The sequence below is a fragment of the Pseudomonas sp. MWU12-2020 genome (assembly GCF_023100605.1).
GTDB lineage: Bacteria > Pseudomonadota > Gammaproteobacteria > Pseudomonadales > Pseudomonadaceae > Aquipseudomonas > Aquipseudomonas fluorescens_H.
This window is the reverse complement of the sequence record NZ_JALMEX010000002.1, coordinates 221660-243296: the sequence shown is the minus strand read 5'-3', so window position 1 is coordinate 243296 and position 21637 is coordinate 221660. Positions and strand designations below refer to the sequence as shown.

Genomic DNA, 21637 nt, shown 5'->3' with positions numbered 1-21637 from the left:
AGGATTCGCCTGATGCACATCATCAACGCCCGACTGCGCAACCAGGAAGGTTTGCACGAATTGCACCTGGAAGACGGTCTGATCCGCAGCATCGGTCGCCAGACCGAAGCCCCGACCCTCAACCCCGGCGACCTCGATGCCGGCGGCAATCTGGTGGTGCCGCCCTTCGTCGAGCCGCACATCCACCTCGACGCCACGCTGACGGCCGGCGAGCCACGCTGGAACATGAGCGGCACGCTGTTCGAGGGCATCGAGTGCTGGGGCGAGCGCAAGGTCACCATCACCGAAGAAGACACCAAGACCCGCGCCAAGAAAACCATTCAGGCCCTGGCCGCCCACGGCATCCAGCACGTGCGCACCCACGTCGACGTCACCGATCCGCAGCTCACCGCGCTCAAGGCGATGCTCGAAGTGCGCGAAGAATCCCGGCATCTGATCGACCTGCAAATCGTCGCTTTCCCGCAGGAAGGCATCGAGTCGTACCGCAACGGTCGCGAGCTGATGGAAGAAGCGATTCGCATGGGCGCCGATGTGGTCGGCGGCATTCCGCATTTCGAATACACCCGCGATCAGGGCGTCAGTTCAGTGAAGTTTCTGATGGACCTGGCCGAACGCACCGGTTGCCTGGTCGATGTGCATTGCGACGAGACCGACGACCCGCACTCACGCTTTCTCGAAGTGCTCGCCGAAGAGGCACGCAGCCGCGACATGGGCGCGCGGGTCACGGCCAGCCACACCACGGCAATGGGCTCTTACGACAACGCTTACTGCGCCAAACTGTTCCGCCTGCTCGGGCATTCCGGGATCAGTTTCGTCTCATGCCCGACCGAAAGCATTCACCTGCAGGGGCGCTTCGACAACTTCCCGAAACGCCGTGGCGTGACTCGGGTCAACGAGCTGCTGGAGGCCGGGATGAACGTGTGTTTCGGCCAGGACTCGATCGTCGATCCGTGGTATCCGCTGGGCAACGGCAACATCCTGCGCGTGCTCGAAGCCGGGTTGCACATTTGCCACATGCTCGGCTATCGCAACCTGCAGAATGCGCTGGATCTGGTCACCGATAACAGTGCCAAGGCCATGCATCTGGGCGAGCGTTATGGTCTGGAACAAGGACGCCCGGCCAACCTGCTGATTCTGTCGGCGGACAGCGATTACGAAATGATCCGCAGCCAGGGCCTGCCGCTGTATTCGATTCGTGGCGGCAAGGTGCTGATGCAGCGGCAGATGCCGGTAGTGGCGTTCAGCAGCGGACAGATCTGAAATTGTTGTCAGGCTGATGGCCTCATCGCTGGCAAGCCAGCTCCCACAGTATTCAGCAGTGAACGCGTGATTTGTGTTCACCACACAACCCTGTGGGCGCTGGCTTGCCAGCCAAGGCGATTGCCGCTTCAGCCGATCAATCGAGCCGTACCAAACAACCTGACCCGCACCAATTCGCCCCGCTCTTCTTCAAGCAACAGCGGCGCCGTTCCTCCCGGCATCACCACCTGCACTTCCCCACTCGACACCCAGCCCACCGCCCACGCCGCACACGCCACTGCGCTGGCGCTGGTGCCGGAAGACGCCGTCGGCCCTTCGCCACGCTCGAACACCCGGGCGACGATACGCTGCGCTGACTCAAGCACCGCCCATTGCAGATTGACGCCCGCCGGGCATGGCTGGCCGGCGCCGGTCGGCATCGCGTAGGCGATTCGGGTCAGGCCTTCGGCCCATGGCGGTTCGCGCATTTGCGGGTTGCTCGGCAGATCGGCGACGTCGCTCAACAACGTCACACAATGCGGATTGCCAATGCGCACGAACTGGCTGTGCTGCCACGCTGGGTTGAGCCCGGCCAGTTGCTCTACGTGGCTGACGTCCTTGTCATTGAAGGTGCGTTTTTCAACCTGCTGCGCACCCACTGCAGAAGGCCCGAAGCCCGGTTGACCGAGGTTCAGCCAGAAGCCGTTCACGCCTTCAACTTCGGCCGGTTTCACCGAGGTTTCCACGGCATCACCCTTGTCGTGATGCACTCGCAGCGACGCCCCTTCCGCCGGCATCAGCCCCTGCTCCAACAACGTCTGGGAAAAGATCGTCAGGCCGTTGCCACTGCGCTCGGCCAAGGTGCCGTCGGTGTTGACGATCAGCACGTCGAACGGCGGCGCTGACTGGAACGGGCCGATCAACAGACCATCGCTGCGGTGCGATTTGCTCCCCGCCGGACGCTGGCCCTCCGGCCAGTCGCAGCACAGCGCAATGGCTGCGTGGCTCCATGCCGGTCTCGACACAGCACACTGCGCCGCACCGACCGGCAAATCGATCCCCGCCTCACGAAGTGCCTGGGGCGAAATCACCCCGTAAATATTGCCCCGCGCATCGTAGAACTGCGTCATCACCGGCCTCACTCACCTTGTCGAAGCCCTCACTGTAAACCGCGATCCCCTGCAGGAGTGAGCCTGCTCGCGAGAGCGGGGTGTCAGGCGCCCTGGTCATTGCCTGAGCCACCGCCTTCGCGAGCAAGCCCGCTCCCACAGTAATCTGCGCATGACAGCAGATTTGTGAGCGCCCGCCATTTAATGTGGGAGCGGGCTTGCTCGCGAAGGCAGTGTGTCAGTCACTATATTCTTTGGCTGACACACCTCTATCGCGAGCAGACTCATCCCTACAGGTTAGGATGTCGGTTGCACCGCCCTGAGACCTGCGATCGAACCTCGACGCGCGATCACTGTCATTCGGGGACGCGACGTTTTTTGCCAAGGATCGATATGACCAGCCTCAACCCCCAAGACACCCTCGTCCCCGGACGCCTGCAACAGATGTCGACGCGCATCGCTTTTTTCATCGCCGGCCTCGGGATTGCCGCGTGGGCGCCGCTGGTGCCGTACGCCAAAGCCCGTGCTGGGCTCGATGAAGGCACGCTGGGCCTGTTGCTGTTGTGCCTGGGAGTCGGCTCGATTCTGGCGATGCCGCTGGCGGGGATTCTGGCCACGCGCTTCGGCTGCCGCAAAGTCGCGACGGGCGGCACCCTGCTGATTTGCGCGGCGCTGCCATTGCTGGCAACGGTGTCGTCGATACCGGCGCTGATCGCCACGCTGTTCATGTTCGGCGCCGGTTTGGGCACGGTGGATTCGACCGTCAACCTGCAAGCGGTGATCGTCGAACGGGCCAGCGGCAAGCACATGATGTCGGGGTTTCATGGCCTGTTCAGCCTCGGCGGGATCGTCGGCGCGGCCGGTGTCAGCGCCCTGCTCGGCCTCGGGCTGACACCGCTGGCAGCGATGCTGGTCGTGGTGGCGGTGTTGATCGGCGCACTGTTCAAAGCGGTGCCGCACATGTTGCCCTACGGCAGTGAAAGTTCCGGCCCGGCATTCGCCATTCCCCACGGTATCGTGCTGTTCATCGGCGGGATGTGTTTCATCGTGTTCCTCACCGAAGGCGCGGCGCTGGACTGGAGCGCGGTGTTCCTTGCGCAGGAACGCGGGATCGACACGGCGTATGCGGGGTTGGGTTACGCCGCATTTGCCCTGACCATGACGGCCGGACGTTTGATGGGTGACCGGATTGTCCGGCGTCTGGGCGCCACACGGGTGATTCTGTTTGGCGGGTTGCTGGCAGCGGCAGGCCTGTTTCTGGCGACCTTCGCCCCGAGCTGGGAAGCCGCGCTGCTGGGTTATGCGCTGGTCGGCGCCGGCTGTTCGAACATTGTGCCGGTGCTGTACACCGCAGTGGGCAAGCAGACGGTGATGCCGGAAAGCATTGCGGTACCGGCCATTACCACTCTGGGTTATGCGGGGATTCTGGCGGGGCCGGCGGTGATCGGTTTTGTCGCGCATGCCAGCAGTTTGAGTTTTGCGTTTGGCTTGATGGCGGTGTTGTTGGTGGCGGTGGCCATTGGCGGCAAAGTCCTCAAGGTCTGAACACCCATCATTGTGGCGAGGGAGCTTGCTCCCGCCGGGTTGCGAAGCGACCCCAAAAAATCGGGCCTGCTGCGCAGTCCAGCGGGAGCAAGCTCCCTCGCCACAGGGTCAGGCGTCATTAGAAACCGACGCTGGCCTGTACAAAGAACGTGCGCGGTGCGCCCACATACATCCCCGAATTGTTGTCGCTGGAGCGGGTGAAATACTGCTTGTCGAAGACATTTTTCACCCCGGCGCCGAGCTTCAGGTTCGACACCTGCGGCCCGAAGTCATACCCGCCGCGCACGTTCCAGGTCACGTAACCCGGGATGTCGCCGTACTGCCCGTCGGCCGTGCCTTCGGTGATGTAATTGCCGTTGAAGCTGCCATCAGCGTTGACCCCGGTGCCCGGCGAGCGCTGTTTCGATTGGGCGAAACCGTCGATGTTGTAGGTCCAGCGATTGATGTCGTAACGCAAGCCCACGGTCGCCACCTGCCGCGAATAGAACGGCAGATCACGGCCCTTGAAGCCCGGAATCTCGCCTTCGTAGGTGGCGCGGGTGTAGGTGAAACCGGCGTTGGCGGTCAGACCGTCGAGACGCGGATCGAGCGCCGCCAGGTCGTAGTGCACCGACGCTTCGATGCCCTGGTGCTTGGTCGCACCGAGGTTGGTCCAGCCGACATCGTTGCTGATGTATTGCAGCTCGTCATCGAAGTCGATGTAGAACAGCGTCACTTCCCCGCCCCACACGTCATCGTTGTAGCGCGTACCGATCTCGTAGGTCTTGGCTTTTTCCGGCTCCAGGCCGTTGGCGGTCTGGTCACCCGAGCCGCCCTGGCCGAGCTGGAAATACTGCAGGCTGCCGAACGAAGTTTCGTAGTTGGCGAACAGTTTCCACGCGTCCGACAGGTGATACATCACGCTCAGCGCCGGCAGCGGTTCGTTGCTTTCGATGCTGCGGTTTTTCTCCGGAACGCGCTTACCCGATGTGTCGAGTACGGCGCGGTCGTGCCAGTCGGTGCTGATGTGCTCGAAGCGAATGCCCGGGGTGATGGTCCAGTTGCCGACGTCGATCTTGTTGTCGACATACACCGAGTTGGCCTCGGTGCCACCGGTGCGGTCCTGGAACACATGGCCGTCGGACGTCGGGGTGGCCACCGGCTGATTGTTGACCAGCGCCAGACGGCTCGACTGCTCGTGCATCGCCTCTTTCAGGTAGCGATAACCGACGCTGACTTCCTGAGTGGTCGGGCCGACGTCGAAGACCCGCGACACACGCGGCTCGACACCGAGGGTGTAGTAGGAACGCGGGTACGAGCTGAGGGTTTTCTGGTCGCGGGCGGCGATGGTGCTGCCGCGGAAGCTGTCGGTGTAGTAGGTGAGGATTTCTGCCTGGGTGCGCTCGTCGATCTGGCGAATCCACTTGAACGACACGTCTTTGCGCCGGCCGCTGAAGTTGTCGTAATCGCGCACCGAGTCGTACGGCTTGTCGTCGTACTGCTTTTGCGTCAGGCCGCCGGGCATGTCGGCACTGGCGTCGTAGTAATGGAAGTTGAGGCTGAAATCGTCCTGATCGGTCGGCGCCCAATGGGTCTTGAGCAGCACGTCGTCGATGTCGTTGTCGTTATTGCGCTCGCGGTAACCGTTGCCGTTGACCCCGGAATACAACAGCGCCACGCCCATGCCGTTGTCAGCGGTGCCGCCGAGGAACGCCGTGTCGATGTGCTTCCAGCCGCCGTAACGGGTGGTCTCCAGCGTGGTGCCGATTTCCCCGGTGGCTTTTTCCGGAATGGCGCGGGTGACGAAGTTGATCACCCCGCCGACGTTTTGCGGGCCGTAACGCACGGAACCGGCGCCGCGTACCACGTCGATGCTGTCGAGGTTGCCCGAGGAGATCGGCGCCATCGACAGTTGTGGCTGGCCGTACGGTGCGAACGCGGCGGGCACGCCGTCAATCAGCACCGTGGAGCGTGGCGACAGGCGCGAAGTCAGGCCACGCACGCCGACGTTCAGCGCAATGTCGCTGCCGCCGGTGCCGTTGGAGTCCTGCACCTGCACACCGGGCACGCGCTTGAGCACGTCACTGACGTTCATCGCGCCCTGCTCGACCATGGCTTCGCGGCGGATCACCGTGCGTGCGCCCGGGTGGTTCTGCACCACGGCGGCATCGGCGTCGCCGAGCCAATCGCCGACCACTTTGATGTCGGTCACGCCCAGTTCCAGCGGGCCATTGCTGGCGGCAGTTGCGGCCGGCGACAGGGTCACCGAGCCTTCGTTGATCTGATAGTCCAGGCCGCTGCCCTGCAACAATTGGCGCAACGCCTGCTCGGGAGAAATGTCGCCATCGACCGCCGGAGCCTGTTTGCCGGCGACCAGATCCGGGCTGAAAAACACCTGCAGCGAGGTTTGCTGACCCAGCTCGCTCAGGGCCTGGCCCAACGGCTGGGCGCGGATGTGAATGGCCTCGGCGGCATAGGCCAGCGGCATCGCCGCATTGACCGCCAGCGCGAGGGCCAGCGGCAGCCAAGGGGATTTTTTGTTGTGGGCTGAGGTGTTTTTCACGTCGAACGTAGTCCTGTGGATCGCAAGAGTGTGCGTCTGTTAATGCAAACCAGTTGCAGTTGAACAGGAAGACGATGAACTCGAAAAAAACCTGAATTTTATTTTGAAATTATTTCCTGACTGCCATCGGCCAGGGTGCGGACGGCCACCGGCAGGATGTTTGGCAGGGCCTTGAGCAAGGCGTCGGTGTTGTCGGATTTGAACACGCTGGTCAGGCGCAGACTGGCCACGGCCGGGTTGCTGACCGTCAGTGGCTTGTCGCGATAACGCGAAACTTCCGCCGCCACTTCGCCGAGGCTGGCGTTGTTGAATACCAGTTTGCCGCTGCGCCAGGCCGTCAGTTCGGCGGGATTGACCGCGTAGGCGGCAGCGACTTTGCCCTCGGCATCGACATGGGTGCCGAGGCCTGCGGTCAGGTTGATGAATTGATTGTCCGCTGCATTGCGCCCCTGCACCTTGACCGTGCCCTGCTCCACCGCGACCCGGGTTTGCGTGACATCGCGGCGCACATCGAAACGCGTGCCGGTGACCGTGACCTTGCCACTGCCGGCCTCGACCACGAACGGGCGCGCGGTGTCGTGCTGAACGCTGAACATCGCCTCGCCTTCACTCAATTCGATGAGCCGCCGATCCTTCTCAAAACGCACCTGCAGACGGCTGCGGCTGTTCAGGTCGATCACCGATCCGTCCGGCAGCGCCACATGCTTGCGCTCACCCAACGCCGTCGCGAACTCGGCGCTATAGCCGTCCGGGTGATTCAGACCACTGAACAAACCGAGGCCGAGCGCCACCGCCAGCACACTGGCCGCCACCGCATAGCGCAGCAGCGGGCGACGTTCGCGGCGGGTTGGCTGGGTTTCGACCAGGGCCTTGAGGCGTGGCGCCGGCAGCAGATCGGCCGCTGTCCACAAGCCTTGCAGCAACTGGAATTCGTCACGGTGTTGCGGATGCTGGTTCAGCCAGTCGTCGAAGCGCTGCTGTTCATCGGCACTGATCAGCGGTTCCTGTAAACGCACAAACCAGCTTGCCGCTTCATCGCGCACCGTTGTTTGCCCGCACGCGCAATCACGGGTATCCATCATGGAATGTCCTGTCGGGCTGAGGATGAAAAGCGGCGGCCGCTCATGACTGCATGCCGTCGAGGCGATCGCGCAAGTGGCGCAGGGTGCGGATCATATACTTTTCGACCATGTTCCTCGACAGCCCCAGACGTTCAGCGATTTCCGCCTGGGTCAGGCCTTCGATCTTCTGCCAGACGAAAATCTTCCGGCAGTTGAGCGGCAGTTCCTGCAGCGCCCGTTCGATGGAGTCGGCCAGCTGGATCGCCTGCATGTAATGCTCCGGGTCGCCGGTGGACGACACACTGTGATCGATCGCCTGCGACTCCATGGCTTCCCGCCGATCCTCACGCCGATAACCGTCGACCGCGATGTTGCGTGCGGTTTGGTGCAGATACGCCCGTGGCTGCTGCACCGCTGCCGAATCGGATTCAAGCACCCGCACAAAGGTGTCGTGCGCCAGATCCTCGGCCTGCGCACGATTGCGCAGACGCCGGGTCCAGGTGCCGATCAACTCTTCGTAATGCTCGAAAAAGCCGGGTCTGCGGGGCAGCATGGGGTTCATGACAGCGTGCGGTGGAAAGGGGCGTGAATAGTAATGCTTCCTATTAAGCCCGGCAATTCATTCCTTGGAGACCCGATCCGCCGTTCATCTCCAGGTCATCGTGCTTTTGCAATCACCTCACTCATGTATTGATGCAGATCGCGAAAATCCTGAACGCTCCAGGCGTGCGGCGCGATCTTCACGCCGTTGTCCTGCAAGGTTTTTGGAATCAGGTTTCCATTGGGACGAAGGATGATCGAGGACACGATGACGCCCGGATAATCCCTAAGGCGTTTCTTGAAGGTGGCTGTTGTCAGGTCAGGCGTTGGCGGATTGCTTTTATTGGCCAATGGCCCGGTTGCCTTGATATCGGCGCCGTGGCACACAGCACATCGCTGGACATACAGATTTTTGCCGTTGACATTTTCCGCAACGGACAGGGAGGTCTGAATGACTGATAACAAAGCGAATAAGGTGACGAGGGTTGTTTTCATTTTTATAGAGGGTCAGAGGCTGAAACGGACGGCGCACAGCTAAGCACACATCAGGAAGCCAATTTCCACGTATCGAGAAATTGCCGGGCAGCGACCCACGTCGTCGAGTTTTTCGCAGCCGTCCCGCCTATTGTGTAAAATGCCGCCCGGGTGCCACCGCAACAACGCGGCAGGGCAGGTTTAATTCAGCGCAGGTCGGGCCGCCGCGCGGAGTTGCCGTGCCTATGAGCCACGATCCGTCACGCCTGCATGCTGCCCCTGCCCGCCAGGATTCGCCGTCTGCCCTGGCCTTTCTCTCCCGATTCTTCGCCGCCGAGTCCGCCGGTGGTCTAATCCTGATGGCCGCGGCCCTCGCCGCACTGTTGGTCGCCAACTCGCCGTGGGCGGCCACGTATTTCTCTACCCTGCATATCAAAGTCGCTGGCTTGTCGATCGAGCACTGGGTGAACGATGGCCTGATGGCGATCTTCTTCATGCTGGTGGGCCTGGAGATCAAGCGCGAAATGCTCGCCGGTCAATTGTCGACTTGGGGTCAGCGTGCGCTGCCGGGTTTCGCCGCTTTGGGTGGGATGCTGGTGCCAGCCTTGATCTACGTCGCAATCAACTGGGGCAATCCGCAGACCCTGAGCGGTTGGGCGATCCCCGCAGCCACCGACATTGCTTTCGCTTTGGGCGTGCTGTCGCTGCTGGGCAAACGAGTACCCGTGTCGCTGAAAATCTTCCTGTCGGCGCTGGCCATCCTCGATGACCTGGGCGCGGTGGTGATCATTGCGATTTTCTACACCAGCGGCCTGTCGATAAGCATGCTGCTGGCCTCGTTGGCGGTGATTGCACTGCTGGTGATCCTCAACCGCTGCGGTGTCAAAAAGCTTTGGCCATACCTGATCGCCGGCGCCTTCCTGTGGTTCTTCATGCTGCAATCGGGGATCCACGCGACCCTCGCCGGGGTGATTCTGGCCCTGTGCATTCCGCTGGGTAACCCGGAAGACGAGCACAACTCGCCGCTGCTGTACCTCGAAGAAAAAATGCATCCGTGGGTGGCGTTCGCCGTGGTGCCGATTTTCGGTTTCGCCAACGCGGGTGTGTCATTGGCCGGCATTTCTCCGAGCAACCTGCTTGAGCCGGTGCCGCTGGGCGTGGCGCTCGGGCTGTTGTTCGGCAAGCAGATCGGCATCCTCGGCCTCGGCGCCCTGGCGATTCGCAGTGGTCTGGCGCAGCTGCCGCAAGGCGCGAGCTGGCTGCAGCTGTACGGCGTCGCCCTGCTCTGCGGGATCGGCTTCACCATGAGCCTGTTTATCGGCGCACTGGCGTTCCCGGGCGCAGCGCACCTGGTCGATTCGGTGAAGGTGGGTGTGTTGCTGGGTTCGATCCTGTCCGCGCTGTTGGCGGTGGTCGTGCTGATGAGCGCTGGCAAGACGAAGGCTTCGAACTGATCGCCGGATCTGGTCGAGACAGAAACCAATGTGGGAGCAGGCTTGCTCGCGAAAGCGTCAATTCAGTCAGCTAATTTATCGACTGAATCACCGCCTTCGCGAGCAAGCCCGCTCCCACAGTTTTTACAGCGGTGATGCTTAGCCTTTTTCGTCGATCCCGGCTTGCAGGGTCTGGCTGTCCAGATTGCCGCTCAGGGTCACCGGACCGACTTTCAGATTGCCGTTATCGAACGACACCTTCGGTGCGTTCTCCTCGGTTTTCTGCGGCAGATCCAGTCCGGCTTTTACCCCGTACTCACGACTGACCAGATCGCTGCTACCGACCTTCGAACCGCCCAGATCCAACTTGCCTTCAGTCGATGAAATCCGCGCGCCGGTCAGCTGCGTGCCACCACCAACGTTCAACTTCACACCCTGATTGCCACTGATGCCGGACGCCTGCGCCACGCTGTCCTTGTGCGCGTATTCGCCCTGCGCTTTCAACGTTGGTTTGTAGTCAGTGCCGGCGAGTTTTTCCTTATCGCTCGGTGGGTTCTTCTTCGCCGTCAGGCCCAGATCGACATCGACCTTGGCTTGCGTCTTCGCGTCCTCACGGCTTTCGACGGTCAGGTCACCGGCAACCTTGCCACTGACATTTTTCGCGTCGATCCGCGCGCCCGACAGCCGTGCATCACCTGCGCTGTTGAGCACCACGCTGTCAGCCTTGATCTGGCTGTTCTGCTGTGTGGTGCCTTGCAGGTAGTCGACGCCGACCTTGGCCCCGGCATTGAAGCCGTGATCGCTGCTGGCCTTTTCATCGGCTGCGGTCGGCGTCTTGCTGCTGAGGTTGCCACCGGCATTCAGCGCAACGTTCCAGTTGTTGCGGCTCTCGGTGGACTGCGCCGACTCTTGAACGTAACCGCCCTTCTGCGCATCGATGCTGACGTTCGGCGCGCCGACTTGCGTGCCTTGCAGGTGCACCGCGTCACCGCTCAAGGCGATTTGGCTCTGGCTGTTGAGCTGGCCACCGGTCAGGGTTTGCGAGTTTGCGTTGATGCGGCCGATGTTGAAGTTGCCGCTCAGATTGCCGCCCTGATCACGACTCTTCTCGCTGCTGGATTTGCTGCCGCCGCCCTTCAAACCGCCGCCGAGATTGCTGCCAGTCGCGGTGTGGGTATCAACGGCCGCTTGCAGATCGAGTTTGCCGTCAGCGTGCAGATCGATAGCGTCGGCGCTGTCGATCTTGGTGCCTTGCTGAACCTGATTGCCACCGCTGCTCAGTTGCACCGGGCCGTTGCCGCTGATGCTCGCCACGTGAGCCTGCGTGTCAGAGGTCTGCTTGCCGGTGTGATCAAGCTGGAAGCCCGCGCCGAGGTCGACGTTGGTGCCGTCGGTGCCCGGCAAGGTGCCGACGGTCAGCGAGCCGTTGCCGCGCAGGCTGGAGTCGCTGCTGCTTTGGCGGTCGTTGGCCTGATTCAGCGCCAGATCGCCGCCAGCCTTGATGCTCACACCGCCTTGCCCGCCGTCGAAACGGCTGCCAGCGAACTGCGCGTCAGCACCGACGTTGATGTTCACGCCTTGATTGCCGGCATAGCCGCCGACCACCGCCGTGCTGCTGTCCTTGCTGGCGTAGCTGTTGCCGCCCGCGCCGCTGCCGGCGACGTTCACGTCTTCGCCGGTCTTGGTGTAAACGCGCACGTCGACCTTGGCGTCCACCGAGTTATCGGTGCTGCTGTGAGTGTTGCTCGCGGCATCGGCAACCAGTTTGTCAGCGCTGATGTTGACCTTGCCGTTGCTGGCGCTGTACTGGGTGCCGTCGTCGTGCAGGGTGCCGGCGGTTTTCACGTCGACACTGCCGCCGTCGAAACGGCTGACCACGGCGTTGCTGCTCTGCTCGGTCTTGTCGGCGCTGCCGTGACCGATCGCCACGTCGAGGCCGACGTTCGGCTGGCCGAGATTGCTCAGGGCTTCCTTGTCCGGCACCTTGCCGTTGAGCACATCCTTGACCGCACCGGCAATCGGCCGGGCGATGTCCTTGTACTCGACGTTGGCGCCGATGTCCGCCGACCAGTTGCTCTGATTGTGCGTGGTGCTTTCGGTGTTGCTGGCCGCGCGGTTGTCGATCGCGTTGGCCGCGACGTTCAGACCGTTGCCAGCCTTGAGCTGCGCACCTTCGGTCTCCAGCTTGTCGGCGTTGATGTTCAGGCTGCCGCTGCTCTGCACGTGGGTGGTTTGCGCGGTGGTTTTGCTGCTGCTGTCTTGCGCGGTGCTGTGGGCGAAATCAATGCCACTGCCAGCGCGGTCGAGGCCGCCGGTGTAGTAAAAACCGCCGCCAGTGCTGGAGGTGTCGGTCGAAGTTTTGTGGCTGTCCTGTTCGGCCAGCAACGACACATTCTTGCCACCCAGCGTGGTATCGCCAGCAGTGGATTTGACTTCACCGCCCTTGATCGTCAGGTCGCCGCCGGCCTTCACTTGCACGCTGGCGCCGCTGAGGCTCGAACCTTGCTGGTTGACGTCGTTACGGGTGACGGTCTGCTGCTTGTCTTCGTAGTGCACTCCGGCGCGGTATTGCTCCGGCGTTTGCTCTTTGGCGTAGGCATCGAAGCCTCGGGTCTCGGTGGTCGAACTGCTGTCGTGGGTGTTCTGCGTGGAATGCACGTTCACATCCCCCGCAGCGTCCGCCGTCAGCGCGCCGCCGGCCTTGACCGTGGAACCGGCGACTTCGATGTCCTTGGCGCTCTTGAGCTTGAGGTTGCTGTCGGAGACTAGCTCGCTGCGCACCGTGGTGCTGTCCTTGGCGTTCTGCCGCGACTCGTCCTTGGTGATGCCGAAGAACTTGCTGTCCTTGTCGTGGTTGTTGCTGTGCGAGGTGTCCTGCACGCCGTCGATCACCAGCGAACCCTGATCGCTGATCACGCTGGCCTCGGTTCCGCCACGGACCTGGCTGCCGCTGATGCGTACATCGTCGGCCTTGACGATCAGTTTGCCGGCGGCGTTGATTTTGCTGCCCTGATGCTGAGTCTGGCCCTTGTCGGCGTCACCGGTCTTGCCGAAGAAACCACCGCCGACCAGGTCGCCAGAATAACTGTTGTTATTGCTGCGGTTGGTGCGGGTGGCCGTGGTGACCTCCACCTGTTTTCCCGTCAGTTTCACATCACCGGCGCTGTTCAATTCAGCGCCTTCGGAACGCAACAACGCGGCGGTTTGCAGAGCGATATTGCCGCCCTTCAACTGGCTGCTGATGCTGCGCTGTTCTTCGCTGCTGTTGTTCCAGTCAGCCTTCCACAGATGCTTGCGATGGTTGCCCTGATCGGTCTGGGTGTGGCTTTCGGTGGCGGCGGTCAGGCGCAGATCGCCGCCGCTTTGCACATCGAGATTTTTCGACGCTTCGACCTTGGCGGCTTTGAGTTCGGTGTCTTTGCCGGAGGTCAGCCTGGCGTCGCGGCTGGCGACGATCTGACTGCCGTGCTGGCGAGTTTCACTGTCGGTCTGGGTCCGGTCGTAGGTTTCCCAAGTGATGCCGATGGTGCTGTTGCTCCAGTTTTCGCGTTTTTCCTGAAGCTTGCGGCTTTCAACGGTGCTCAGGGTCAGGTTGCGCTTGGCATTGACGTTGACGTCGCGACCACTGACATCGGTGGCGGCCAGCGTCAGGTCGTTGCCGCTGTGCAGGCCGACATCGCCCTGACTGCTGCGAATGCCGGCACGGATCCCTTCGAGGCTGTTGGGGATGGCTTCACCGCTGACGCTGAGGTCGCCGGCGGAACGAATCTGCACGCCGTCACGCCCGGCCACTTGCACCGCCCCCACTCGCACGCCCGCGCCTTCGGCGGTGCTGACGATGTTGATGCGCCCGGCCTGCATCGCGCCGAACAGGCTGGCGTCGATGCGTTGATCCTGGGTGTTGCCCGCCGGGTCCACGGCTTTTACCTGACCGCTGGCGTAATCCACCTGATTGCGCCCGACCGTGAGGTTCAGTTGATCGCGGGCGTCGATGCGGCCCTGGCTGTCGATACGCGGAGCGATCAGGTTGACCGAACCCTCGGTATTACGCAGGCCGCCGCTCTGGATCTGCAGCTGTCCGCTGGCATCGCGGGTGCTCAGGGCTTGCAGTTTGCCGTCGCTCAATTCCGGACGCCCGACCAGCAGACTGGCGTTCGGCGTGTTGATGAAACTGCCGCCATTCACCGAAATGCCGTTGGGGTTGGCCAGCACATAATCGGCCGCGCGGCCGAAGATTTCCTGGGCGCCGTTGATGGCCGAAGGATTGCGACTGATCACCTCGTTGAGGATCACGCTCGCCGCCTGGCCCTGCAGTTGCGGGTTGGCCGCCAGTTGCCCGGCGAGCTGCGATTGCCCGGCCTGCAAGGCGTTGTTCAGCACCAGGCCCTGACGGTCGACGTTGTAGTCGAGGAACTGGTTGTGCGACAGGCCCGAGCCGTTGGGCGCGACGATATTGACGATGGGCACGCCGCCCTGCGTCTGCAATTGCGCGGTGCCGCCGGGGCCGGGAGCGACCACCACACCGCCGGCGATGGCGCTGGGCAGGTGCACGGCGAAGAACAGGCTGGCGATCGCCCAGCGCAATTTGCCCCGAGGAGAAAGATGGAATGCAAAGGTGTGTGCTGGCATAAAAACGTCTCCATGTAAGTACGGCATCACGGCGCGCGATTTAGTCTTGGCCGTGGCTGTCGCGCTCAGATCCGACGGCTGTTTGTTCACTGCTTGATGAGTCTCGGTAGTGCTCATATCTGCAGCCCCACGCGCATCAGCCAGGTCTCTGGTTCGTGCTGCAAACCGTTGGGGGTGTTGAGGGCGCGCTGGTAATCGACGTCCACTTGCAGATTCTTCCAGCCCAGATTCAGCCCGACGCTGGCACCGCTCAGGCGTTGGCCCTGGGCGCCGTGGTCAGTCTTGAGCCAGCCGTTGTCCAGGCCCACGCGCGGGGTGATCTGCACCGGCCAATCACTGCGCAGCGGCAGACGCAGAGTGTTGCGCCAGATCGCGCCGCTGGCACCGGAAGCGCTGCTGACCCGATAGCCGCGCACCGCCGAATCATCGGTGCCGAGCAACTGTTCGATGGCCGGTAAGGGGTCGGGGCTGTATTGCAGATTGAGCTGGCTTTGCCACTGCCACGCTTGCGCGCCGAACTGGCCGTTGCGCCATTGACTGAGGCCGGCGCGGTACTTGCGAAACTGCGCTTTGGGCAGGTTGCTGACCGCATGATTGGCGTCGTCATCGGCGCCCAGCCAGCGCAAGCCTTGTGAGTAGCTGAAGTCGAGATTCCACACCGCACGGTCGAGCCAGAACAGGTTGAGTCCGGCTTCGGCCACGGTCAGGGTCGGGCTTTGAATGCCCAGGCGGACATTTTCCAGATAGCTGTCGACGTCCTTGTGCGCCAATTGCAGATTGGCGCTGAGTTGGCGGCTCTGGTCGCGCCATAACACGCGGTCGGCGCGCAGGCTCAGTTGATCGGTGATGCCGGTGCTGTACAAGGTCGCGCTGGGCAGTTTGAATGGCGCGCGGTATTCGGCGTGGCTGGCGAACGCGCTGTAGGTCCAGTAGCCGTAGGGAATCGCGTAATACAGGCTGGCGTTGCGACTGTAGCGGTCGCCCTGATTCAACGTGTCGCTGGCGCTGAGGCTCAACAGATCGTTGAGTTGCAACGGGCTGTCGAAGCTCAGGCTGACGGTATCGCGGTCACGCCCGGTGCTGGCGCTGCCAAGGTTGTCCATGCCCAGGCCCAACGCCCAGCGCGACTGCCCGGAGGTGCGCGAGCGCAGGATGATGCGCGAGGCACCCGGTTGGCTACCGGGGGCGATGTCGGCGGTCAGGTCGATCGAACGCAAGCGGTTCAGTTGATCCAGGCCCTGCTCCAGATCGCGCAGGTTCAGCGGCTGGCCGAGCATATGCGGGAACGCGCCGCCCAGCGAAACGGGCAGGCTCTGATCGGCGAGCTCGATGGACTCGATGTAGCCCTCGTCGATCATGATGTCCAGCGACTGCCCTGCCGCCGGCGCGCTCAGCAAGTACGGGCGGCTGACGATGTAGCCCTGCTCGACATAGGCGGCGGTGATGGTCGCCAGCAGATGGTTGATCTGGCCGACGCCCATGCACGGCGCCAGCAGCGGCTTGATCCGCGCGTTGAGTTTGTCGCTGTCGATCAGCGTAACGCCGCCGATGCGCGTGCCACTTAGCGGCCAGCAGCGTTCATCGGGGGTGACGGTTTGCGCGATGACTGGAGTGGCCGGCGCCGGGCCGAACGCACCGCGCTCGAGTTGGCGCTGGCGTTGCTCCATCTGCAGTTGTTGCAGATCGCGCTGTTGCTGTTGCTGCTGGCGCAGCACTTCCTGGCCCGGCGCAACAGGGTCAGCCGCTTGAATCGAGGAAGCACACACACTCAACACAAAAGCCGACAACAGCGGGCAAAGCGAGGAACGACGACGGAAAACAGCGCAAAGCGAATACGGCACGCAACATCCTTGCAATCATAAAATGGCGTAATGCCACCCCATCAATGCGAGTGATAGTCAGAGCCTTCCTACACAAATGCAAGACGCTTCCTACAGTGCTTACATTTCTTAAACAATTGATTTTGCTGCGCTCACCGCCAGCAAAGGCGCAAGGCATAAGGGTTTCCCCGAGGGCGGATATCGAGTTCTCCAGCGCCCGACCCACTTCCCCGTCGGAACTGTTTAGCGGAACCGCTCCAAAACCTGAGTCGCAAACAGGCAACTGACGACCGGCACAAAAACTCAATTGCCACAAAATATTACTTGCGTCATATTACGACCGTAATAACGATCATCTTCCACAGGTATTACGTCATGACCAGCATGCCCACCCTTGAGCCCGAGCTGTCTGTTCCGGTCATCCCTGCCCGGCCGCCATTGCGCAAACATCTGCTGCTGACCGGTGCCGGGCTGGTCGCGCTGGTGGTGGTCGGGGTGTACGCCGCTCACTGGTGGGGCACCGGGCGCTTTCTGGAGGAGACCGACGACGCCTACATCGGTGGCGACGTCACGGTGATCGGGCCGAAGGTCGCCGGGTACATCGAAGAAGTGCTGGTCAGTGACAACCAGCCAGTGAAGGCCGGTGACGTACTGATCCGCCTCGACGCACGTGACTATCGCGCCAACCTCGCCAAAGCCGAGGGCGCGGTTGCCGCCGAGGAGGCGCTGCTGGCCAACCTCGACGCTACCGAACAATTGCAGCAGGCGGTGATCGGCCAGGCCCGTGCCGGCATCGATGCTGCCGGTGCCGAAACTGCTCGCTCGCGGGACGACAATGCGCGCTACAAACGCCTGGTAAGCACCAATGCTGTCTCGGTGGAAAGCGCCCAACGCGCCGACGCCACCTTCAAGACCGCCCAGGCCCTGAGTGCCCGCGCCCAGGCCGAGCTGCTCGCCGCACAGCGCCAACTGGCAGTGATCGACACCCAGAAACAACAGGCCCGCGCCGCCCTGCAACAAGCCCGGGCCGAGCGCGATCTGGCGCAACTGAACCTCGGCTACACCGAGCTGCGCGCACCGGTCGACGGCGTGATCGGCAACCGTCGCGCGAGGGTCGGCGCATACGCCCAGGCCGGTTCGCAACAGTTGTCGGTAGTGCCGGCCAGCGGTCTGTGGGTCGATGCCAATTTCAAGGAGGACCAGTTGGCGCGGATGAAACCCGGGCAACGGGTGAGCATCCGCGCCGACGTGCTCTCCGGCCAGGAATTCCATGGCCGCCTCGACAGCCTCGCTCCCGCCACCGGCTCGCAATTCAGCGTGCTGCCGCCGGAGAACGCCACCGGCAACTTCACCAAAATCGTCCAGCGGGTGCCGGTGCGGATCCTCCTCGATCCGGCCGACGGTGTGCTCGGTCATCTGCGGCCGGGGCTGTCGGTGACCGCTGAAGTCGACACCCGTGCGCAAGCCGAAACCAGCGCTGTGGCCGTCGCGCCATGAGTACCGCCCTCACCGCCCCGTCGCAACCGTTCAACGCCGCCGACATGGCCATCGCGACCAAAGTGTTCGCCTTCGCCAGCATGTGCATCGGCATGTTCATTGCGCTGCTGGACATCCAGATCGTCTCGGCGTCGCTGCGTGATATCGGCGGCGGACTCTCGGCCGGCACCGACGAAACCGCGTGGGTGCAGACCAGTTACCTGATCGCCGAAATCATCGTGATTCCACTGTCGGGCTGGCTGTCGCGGGTGTTCTCCACGCGCTGGCTGTTCTGCGCCTCGGCGGTCGGCTTCACCCTGGCCAGCCTGCTCTGCGGCGTGGCCTGGAACATCCAGAGCATGATCGCCTTTCGTGCGCTGCAAGGTTTTCTCGGCGGCTCGATGATTCCGCTGGTGTTCACCACCGCGTTCTTTTTCTTCACCGGCAAACAACGGGTGATCGCCGCCGCAACCATCGGTGCGGTGGCGTCGCTGGCGCCAACCTTGGGGCCGGTGATCGGCGGCTGGATCACCGACATTTCCTCGTGGCACTGGCTGTTCTATATCAACCTGGTGCCGGGAATTTTCGTTGCCGTGGCCGTGCCGATGCTGGTGAAGATCGACCAGCCGGAACTGGCGCTGCTCAAGGGCGCGGACTACCTGAGCATGGTGTTTCTCGCACTGTTTCTCGGCTGCCTGGAATACACCCTCGAAGAAGGCCCGCGCTGGAACTGGTTCAGTGACAGCACCATCCTGACCACCGCATGGATCAGCGGTCTGGCGGGTCTGGCCTTTATCGGGCGCACCTTGCACGTCGCCAATCCGATCGTCGATCTACGCGCACTCAAGGATCGCAACTTTGCCCTGGGTTGTTTCTTTTCCTTTGTCACCGGGATCGGCCTGTTCGCAACGATTTACCTGACTCCGCTGTTTCTTGGACGGGTGCGTGGCTATAGCGCGCTGGACATTGGTCTGGCGGTTTTTTCCACCGGGGTGTTCCAGATCATGGCGATTCCGCTGTATGCCTTTCTCGCCAATCGCATGGATCTGCGCTGGATCATGATGATCGGCCTGGGCTTGTTTGCGGTGTCGATGTGGGAGTTCAGTCCGATCACCCACGACTGGGGCGCGGGCCAGTTGATGCTGCCGCAAGCGTTGCGCGGGATCGCCCAGCAACTGGCAGTACCGCCGGCGGTGACGCTGACTTTGGGAGGGTTGGCACCGGCACGCTTGAAGCACGCTTCGGGGCTGTTCAACTTGATGCGTAACCTCGGCGGAGCCATTGGCATTGCCGCGTGCGCGACCATTCTCAATGATCGCACCAACCTGCACTTCACCCGTTTGGCCGAGCATTTGAACAGCAGCAACGAGGCGATGAATCAGTGGCTGGCGCAGGTCGGTGGCAATCTGGCGACACTGGGTCAGAGTGGTGATGTCGGGATCACCGCCGCCCTGCATCAGCTGTGGCTGCTGACCTACCGCGAGGCGCAGACCCAGACCTACGGCGATACCTTTTTGATGATCATGCTGTGCTTCATCGTCGCCACGGCGATGGTGCCCTTGATGCGCAAGGTGCAACCACCGGCCGCGCCGAGTGCGGATGCGCATTGATCACCCTTCTGAAGTTTTGCGCTTTTCACTGTGGGAGCGGGCTTGCTCCGGGCGGCGATCCGACGAAGGCGGTGTGTCAGATAACCACTAAGGTGACTGACACGACGCCTTCGCGAGCAAGCCCGCTCCCACAGTTTTCGACCGTGAACTGTCAGAGCTGCGGGGTTTTGCGGAAGCCCACGGCCAGACGGTTCCAGCTGTTGATGGTGCTGATCGCCACGCTCAGATCGACCATTTCCTTAGGTGTGAAATGCGCCGCGACGATGTCGTAGTCTTCGTCCGGAGCGTGGGTCAGGCTCAGTTGGGTCAGCGATTCGGTCCACAGCAGCGCCGCACGTTCGCGGTCGGTGAAGAACGGCGCTTCACGCCACGCGGTCACGGCGAACAGACGGCGCGGAGTCTCGCCGCCCTTGATCGCGTCGGCGGTGTGCATGTCGATGCAGAACGCGCAGCCGTTGATCTGCGAAGCGCGCAGCTTGACCAGTTCGACCAGGGTCTTTTCCAGCGGCAGTTTCGAGACGGCGGTTTCCAGGGCGATCATCGCTTTCAGGGCGTCTGGGGAGGCGGTGTAGAAATCGGTACGAGCTTTCATGATGGAGTTTCCGGGGCCAGTGAATGTGTGACTAAGGTAGTCCCGCCACTGCCCCGGACAAATAGCCAATCTCCCGGAAGACGAGTAGACCACCGCGTCACACGCGATTGCGCAACCAGTGCAGGAACCCGGTTTTCGCCACCACGGTCGGCACGTCCTGCGTCAGGGTCTGGGCCTTGTGCAGGCGATAATCGAGCAAGGCCTTCATCGCCTCGTTGATGTCATGACGGGCATCCAGGCACGGCTTCAGGTAGGTCTTCTCGATGCGGTACAGCGCGCAAAAGGTTTTCGCCGCGAAGGTCGCCGGCACCGAGGAATCGGAGAGAATGCCGGCCTCGCCGATCACCTCCCCCGGCCCCATGCGCCCGGATTCGAACGGCGTGCCATGGCGGGTCAAGGTCACGCTGACCACGCCGGACTCGATGATGAACAAATGATCGCTGACCTCCCCGGCGTCGAGAATCGTCTCCCCGGCGCGGAAGGTCTGCAGGGTCATGTTCTGGCTGAAGGTGTCTTTTTCTTCCTGACGCAGCGTGGAGAAAATCGGCGAACTGTCGAGCAACGCCCGTGGCCGCGAGAGGTTGCCGGTGACGATCGGTTCGACACTCGACAACAGATTGATCCCGGACGCCTGCAAGTGTCGGTAAGCCAGATCGAACAGCTGATTGCGCACCGAGCGCTTCTGATCCATCGACGAGACGAAACCGCTGATCTCATATTCCGCACCGGCGCTGCTGGAGCTTTTCAGCGCAACGCTCGGCGAAGGATTGTCCAGCAGCGGACGGCAGCCCTGCATCGCCCGTTCCAGCGCGTCGATCACCGTATTGGGTCGAGTATGCGGGCTGACCTGGACGCTGACGGCCACCCCGAACATGTTGCTCGGTCGGCTGAAGTTGATGATCTTGGCCTTGGCCGCCAGCGAGTTGGGAATCACTGCCATGCTGCCCTGACTGGTTTGCAGACGCGTGGCGCGCCAGTCGATATCGACGACCCGGCCTTCGGTGCCGTCGATGGAGATCCAGTCATCGATCTGATAGGGCTTGGTGGTGTTGAGCACAATCCCGGAGAACACGTCGCTCAAGGTGCTCTGCAACGCCAGACCGACAATGATCGCCAAGGCCCCGGACGTCGCCAGCACGCCTTTGACCGGCAGATCCAGCACATAGGCCAGCGCGGCGATAATCGCGATCAGGAAAATCACCGCACCGAGCAGATCCTGCAACAGTCGCCCGGTGTGGCCGACCCGCTGCATCATCACCGCGCCGATCAGCACGGTCAGGGTGCGCGCGCCGAACAGCCACCAACCGATCTGCAATCCGGTCGCCGCCAGATGCAGCGGCACGTTGTCGGCCCACGGCGCCGGCTCCATAGGATTCAGGCCTTCGTTGAACAACAGCACGCTGAACAGGCTGAAAATCAACACTCGCACCAGCAGCTTCCACTCGCTGCCACGTGAGCTGATCAGGCGCCAGAGCCCGAGATCGAGGAGGATCAGGATCAACGCGCAGAACAACGGATGTTCGCTCAAAAAAGACAACATCAAAGCACTCCGACAGGGGCCAATCGC

General features: G+C 62.4%; 14 protein-coding genes. 5 read left to right on the top strand and 9 right to left on the bottom strand.

Annotation, left to right across the window (positions count from 1 at the left end; translation table 11 throughout):
- The first annotated feature begins 12 nt into the window (after nucleotides 1–12).
- A complete protein-coding gene (codA, locus tag M0814_RS05235; RefSeq protein WP_103484465.1) occupies nucleotides 13–1260 on the top strand; it encodes a cytosine deaminase in 1248 nt (415 codons plus the stop codon).
- A 128-nt stretch (nucleotides 1261–1388) separates the two neighbouring features.
- Here the strand turns inward: codA and M0814_RS05230 are convergent, their stop codons facing one another.
- Nucleotides 1389–2369 (bottom strand): diaminopimelate epimerase, encoded by a 981-nt coding sequence (locus tag M0814_RS05230; protein WP_103484466.1) that lies wholly within the window; start codon nucleotides 2367–2369, stop codon nucleotides 1389–1391.
- A 372-nt stretch (nucleotides 2370–2741) separates the two neighbouring features.
- Between M0814_RS05230 and M0814_RS05225 the strand changes: the two genes are divergently transcribed.
- The gene (locus M0814_RS05225) at nucleotides 2742–3893 is read left to right on the top strand and encodes an MFS transporter (protein ID WP_103484468.1); all 1152 of its coding nucleotides are present in this window, start codon (nucleotides 2742–2744) and stop codon (nucleotides 3891–3893) included.
- A gap of 118 nt (nucleotides 3894–4011) precedes the next feature.
- Here M0814_RS05225 and M0814_RS05220 read toward each other — a convergent pair whose 3' ends face one another.
- The 4 genes from M0814_RS05220 to M0814_RS05205 all read right to left on the bottom strand — a co-directional run bounded on the left by M0814_RS05220 (nucleotide 4012) and on the right by M0814_RS05205 (nucleotide 8531).
- The gene (locus M0814_RS05220) at nucleotides 4012–6435 is read right to left on the bottom strand and encodes a TonB-dependent receptor (RefSeq protein ID WP_103484469.1); all 2424 of its coding nucleotides are present in this window, start codon (nucleotides 6433–6435) and stop codon (nucleotides 4012–4014) included.
- 98 nt (nucleotides 6436–6533) lie between these two features.
- Nucleotides 6534–7517 carry a FecR family protein gene (locus tag M0814_RS05215; RefSeq protein WP_103484470.1) on the bottom strand — a complete coding sequence of 328 codons (984 nt, stop codon included), beginning with the start codon at nucleotides 7515–7517 and terminating at the stop codon, nucleotides 6534–6536.
- Nucleotides 7518–7557: 40 nt separating this feature from the next.
- On the bottom strand, nucleotides 7558–8058 hold the full coding sequence (locus M0814_RS05210; RefSeq protein ID WP_003223490.1) for a sigma-70 family RNA polymerase sigma factor: 501 nt from the start codon (nucleotides 8056–8058) through the stop codon (nucleotides 7558–7560).
- Nucleotides 8059–8153: 95 nt separating this feature from the next.
- Nucleotides 8154–8531: a c-type cytochrome gene (locus tag M0814_RS05205; protein WP_103484471.1), complete on the bottom strand. Its 378-nt coding sequence runs from the start codon at nucleotides 8529–8531 to the stop codon at nucleotides 8154–8156.
- Nucleotides 8532–8755: 224 nt separating this feature from the next.
- Here M0814_RS05205 and nhaA point away from each other — a divergent pair, with 224 nt between their 5' ends.
- Nucleotides 8756–9964, top strand: coding sequence for a Na+/H+ antiporter NhaA (gene nhaA / locus M0814_RS05200; protein ID WP_103484472.1), 1209 nt, complete (start codon nucleotides 8756–8758; stop codon nucleotides 9962–9964).
- Nucleotides 9965–10102: 138 nt separating this feature from the next.
- Here nhaA and M0814_RS05195 read toward each other — a convergent pair whose 3' ends face one another.
- Both M0814_RS05195 and M0814_RS05190 read right to left on the bottom strand, forming a co-directional pair.
- A complete protein-coding gene (locus M0814_RS05195) occupies nucleotides 10103–14572 on the bottom strand; it encodes a hemagglutinin repeat-containing protein (RefSeq protein WP_103484473.1) in 4470 nt (1489 codons plus the stop codon).
- A gap of 113 nt (nucleotides 14573–14685) precedes the next feature.
- A complete protein-coding gene (locus tag M0814_RS05190; protein ID WP_103484474.1) occupies nucleotides 14686–16413 on the bottom strand; it encodes a ShlB/FhaC/HecB family hemolysin secretion/activation protein in 1728 nt (575 codons plus the stop codon).
- A gap of 354 nt (nucleotides 16414–16767) precedes the next feature.
- On the opposite strand from M0814_RS05190, the gene M0814_RS05185 reads away from it, so the two are divergent.
- Both M0814_RS05185 and M0814_RS05180 read left to right on the top strand, forming a co-directional pair.
- Nucleotides 16768–17889 carry an HlyD family secretion protein gene (locus tag M0814_RS05185; protein ID WP_103484475.1) on the top strand — a complete coding sequence of 374 codons (1122 nt, stop codon included), beginning with the start codon at nucleotides 16768–16770 and terminating at the stop codon, nucleotides 17887–17889.
- Complete coding sequence (locus tag M0814_RS05180; RefSeq protein WP_103484476.1) at nucleotides 17886–19478, top strand: DHA2 family efflux MFS transporter permease subunit; 1593 nt, start codon at nucleotides 17886–17888, stop codon at nucleotides 19476–19478. The genes M0814_RS05185 and M0814_RS05180 overlap by 4 nt, the downstream gene beginning before the upstream one ends.
- A gap of 151 nt (nucleotides 19479–19629) precedes the next feature.
- On the opposite strand, the gene M0814_RS05175 is transcribed toward M0814_RS05180, so the two are convergent.
- Both M0814_RS05175 and M0814_RS05170 read right to left on the bottom strand, forming a co-directional pair.
- Nucleotides 19630–20070, bottom strand: coding sequence for a carboxymuconolactone decarboxylase family protein (locus M0814_RS05175; RefSeq protein ID WP_003223476.1), 441 nt, complete (start codon nucleotides 20068–20070; stop codon nucleotides 19630–19632).
- A 97-nt stretch (nucleotides 20071–20167) separates the two neighbouring features.
- Nucleotides 20168–21610 (bottom strand): mechanosensitive ion channel domain-containing protein, encoded by a 1443-nt coding sequence (locus M0814_RS05170; protein WP_103484477.1) that lies wholly within the window; start codon nucleotides 21608–21610, stop codon nucleotides 20168–20170.
- Nucleotides 21611–21637: the final 27 nt, after the last annotated feature.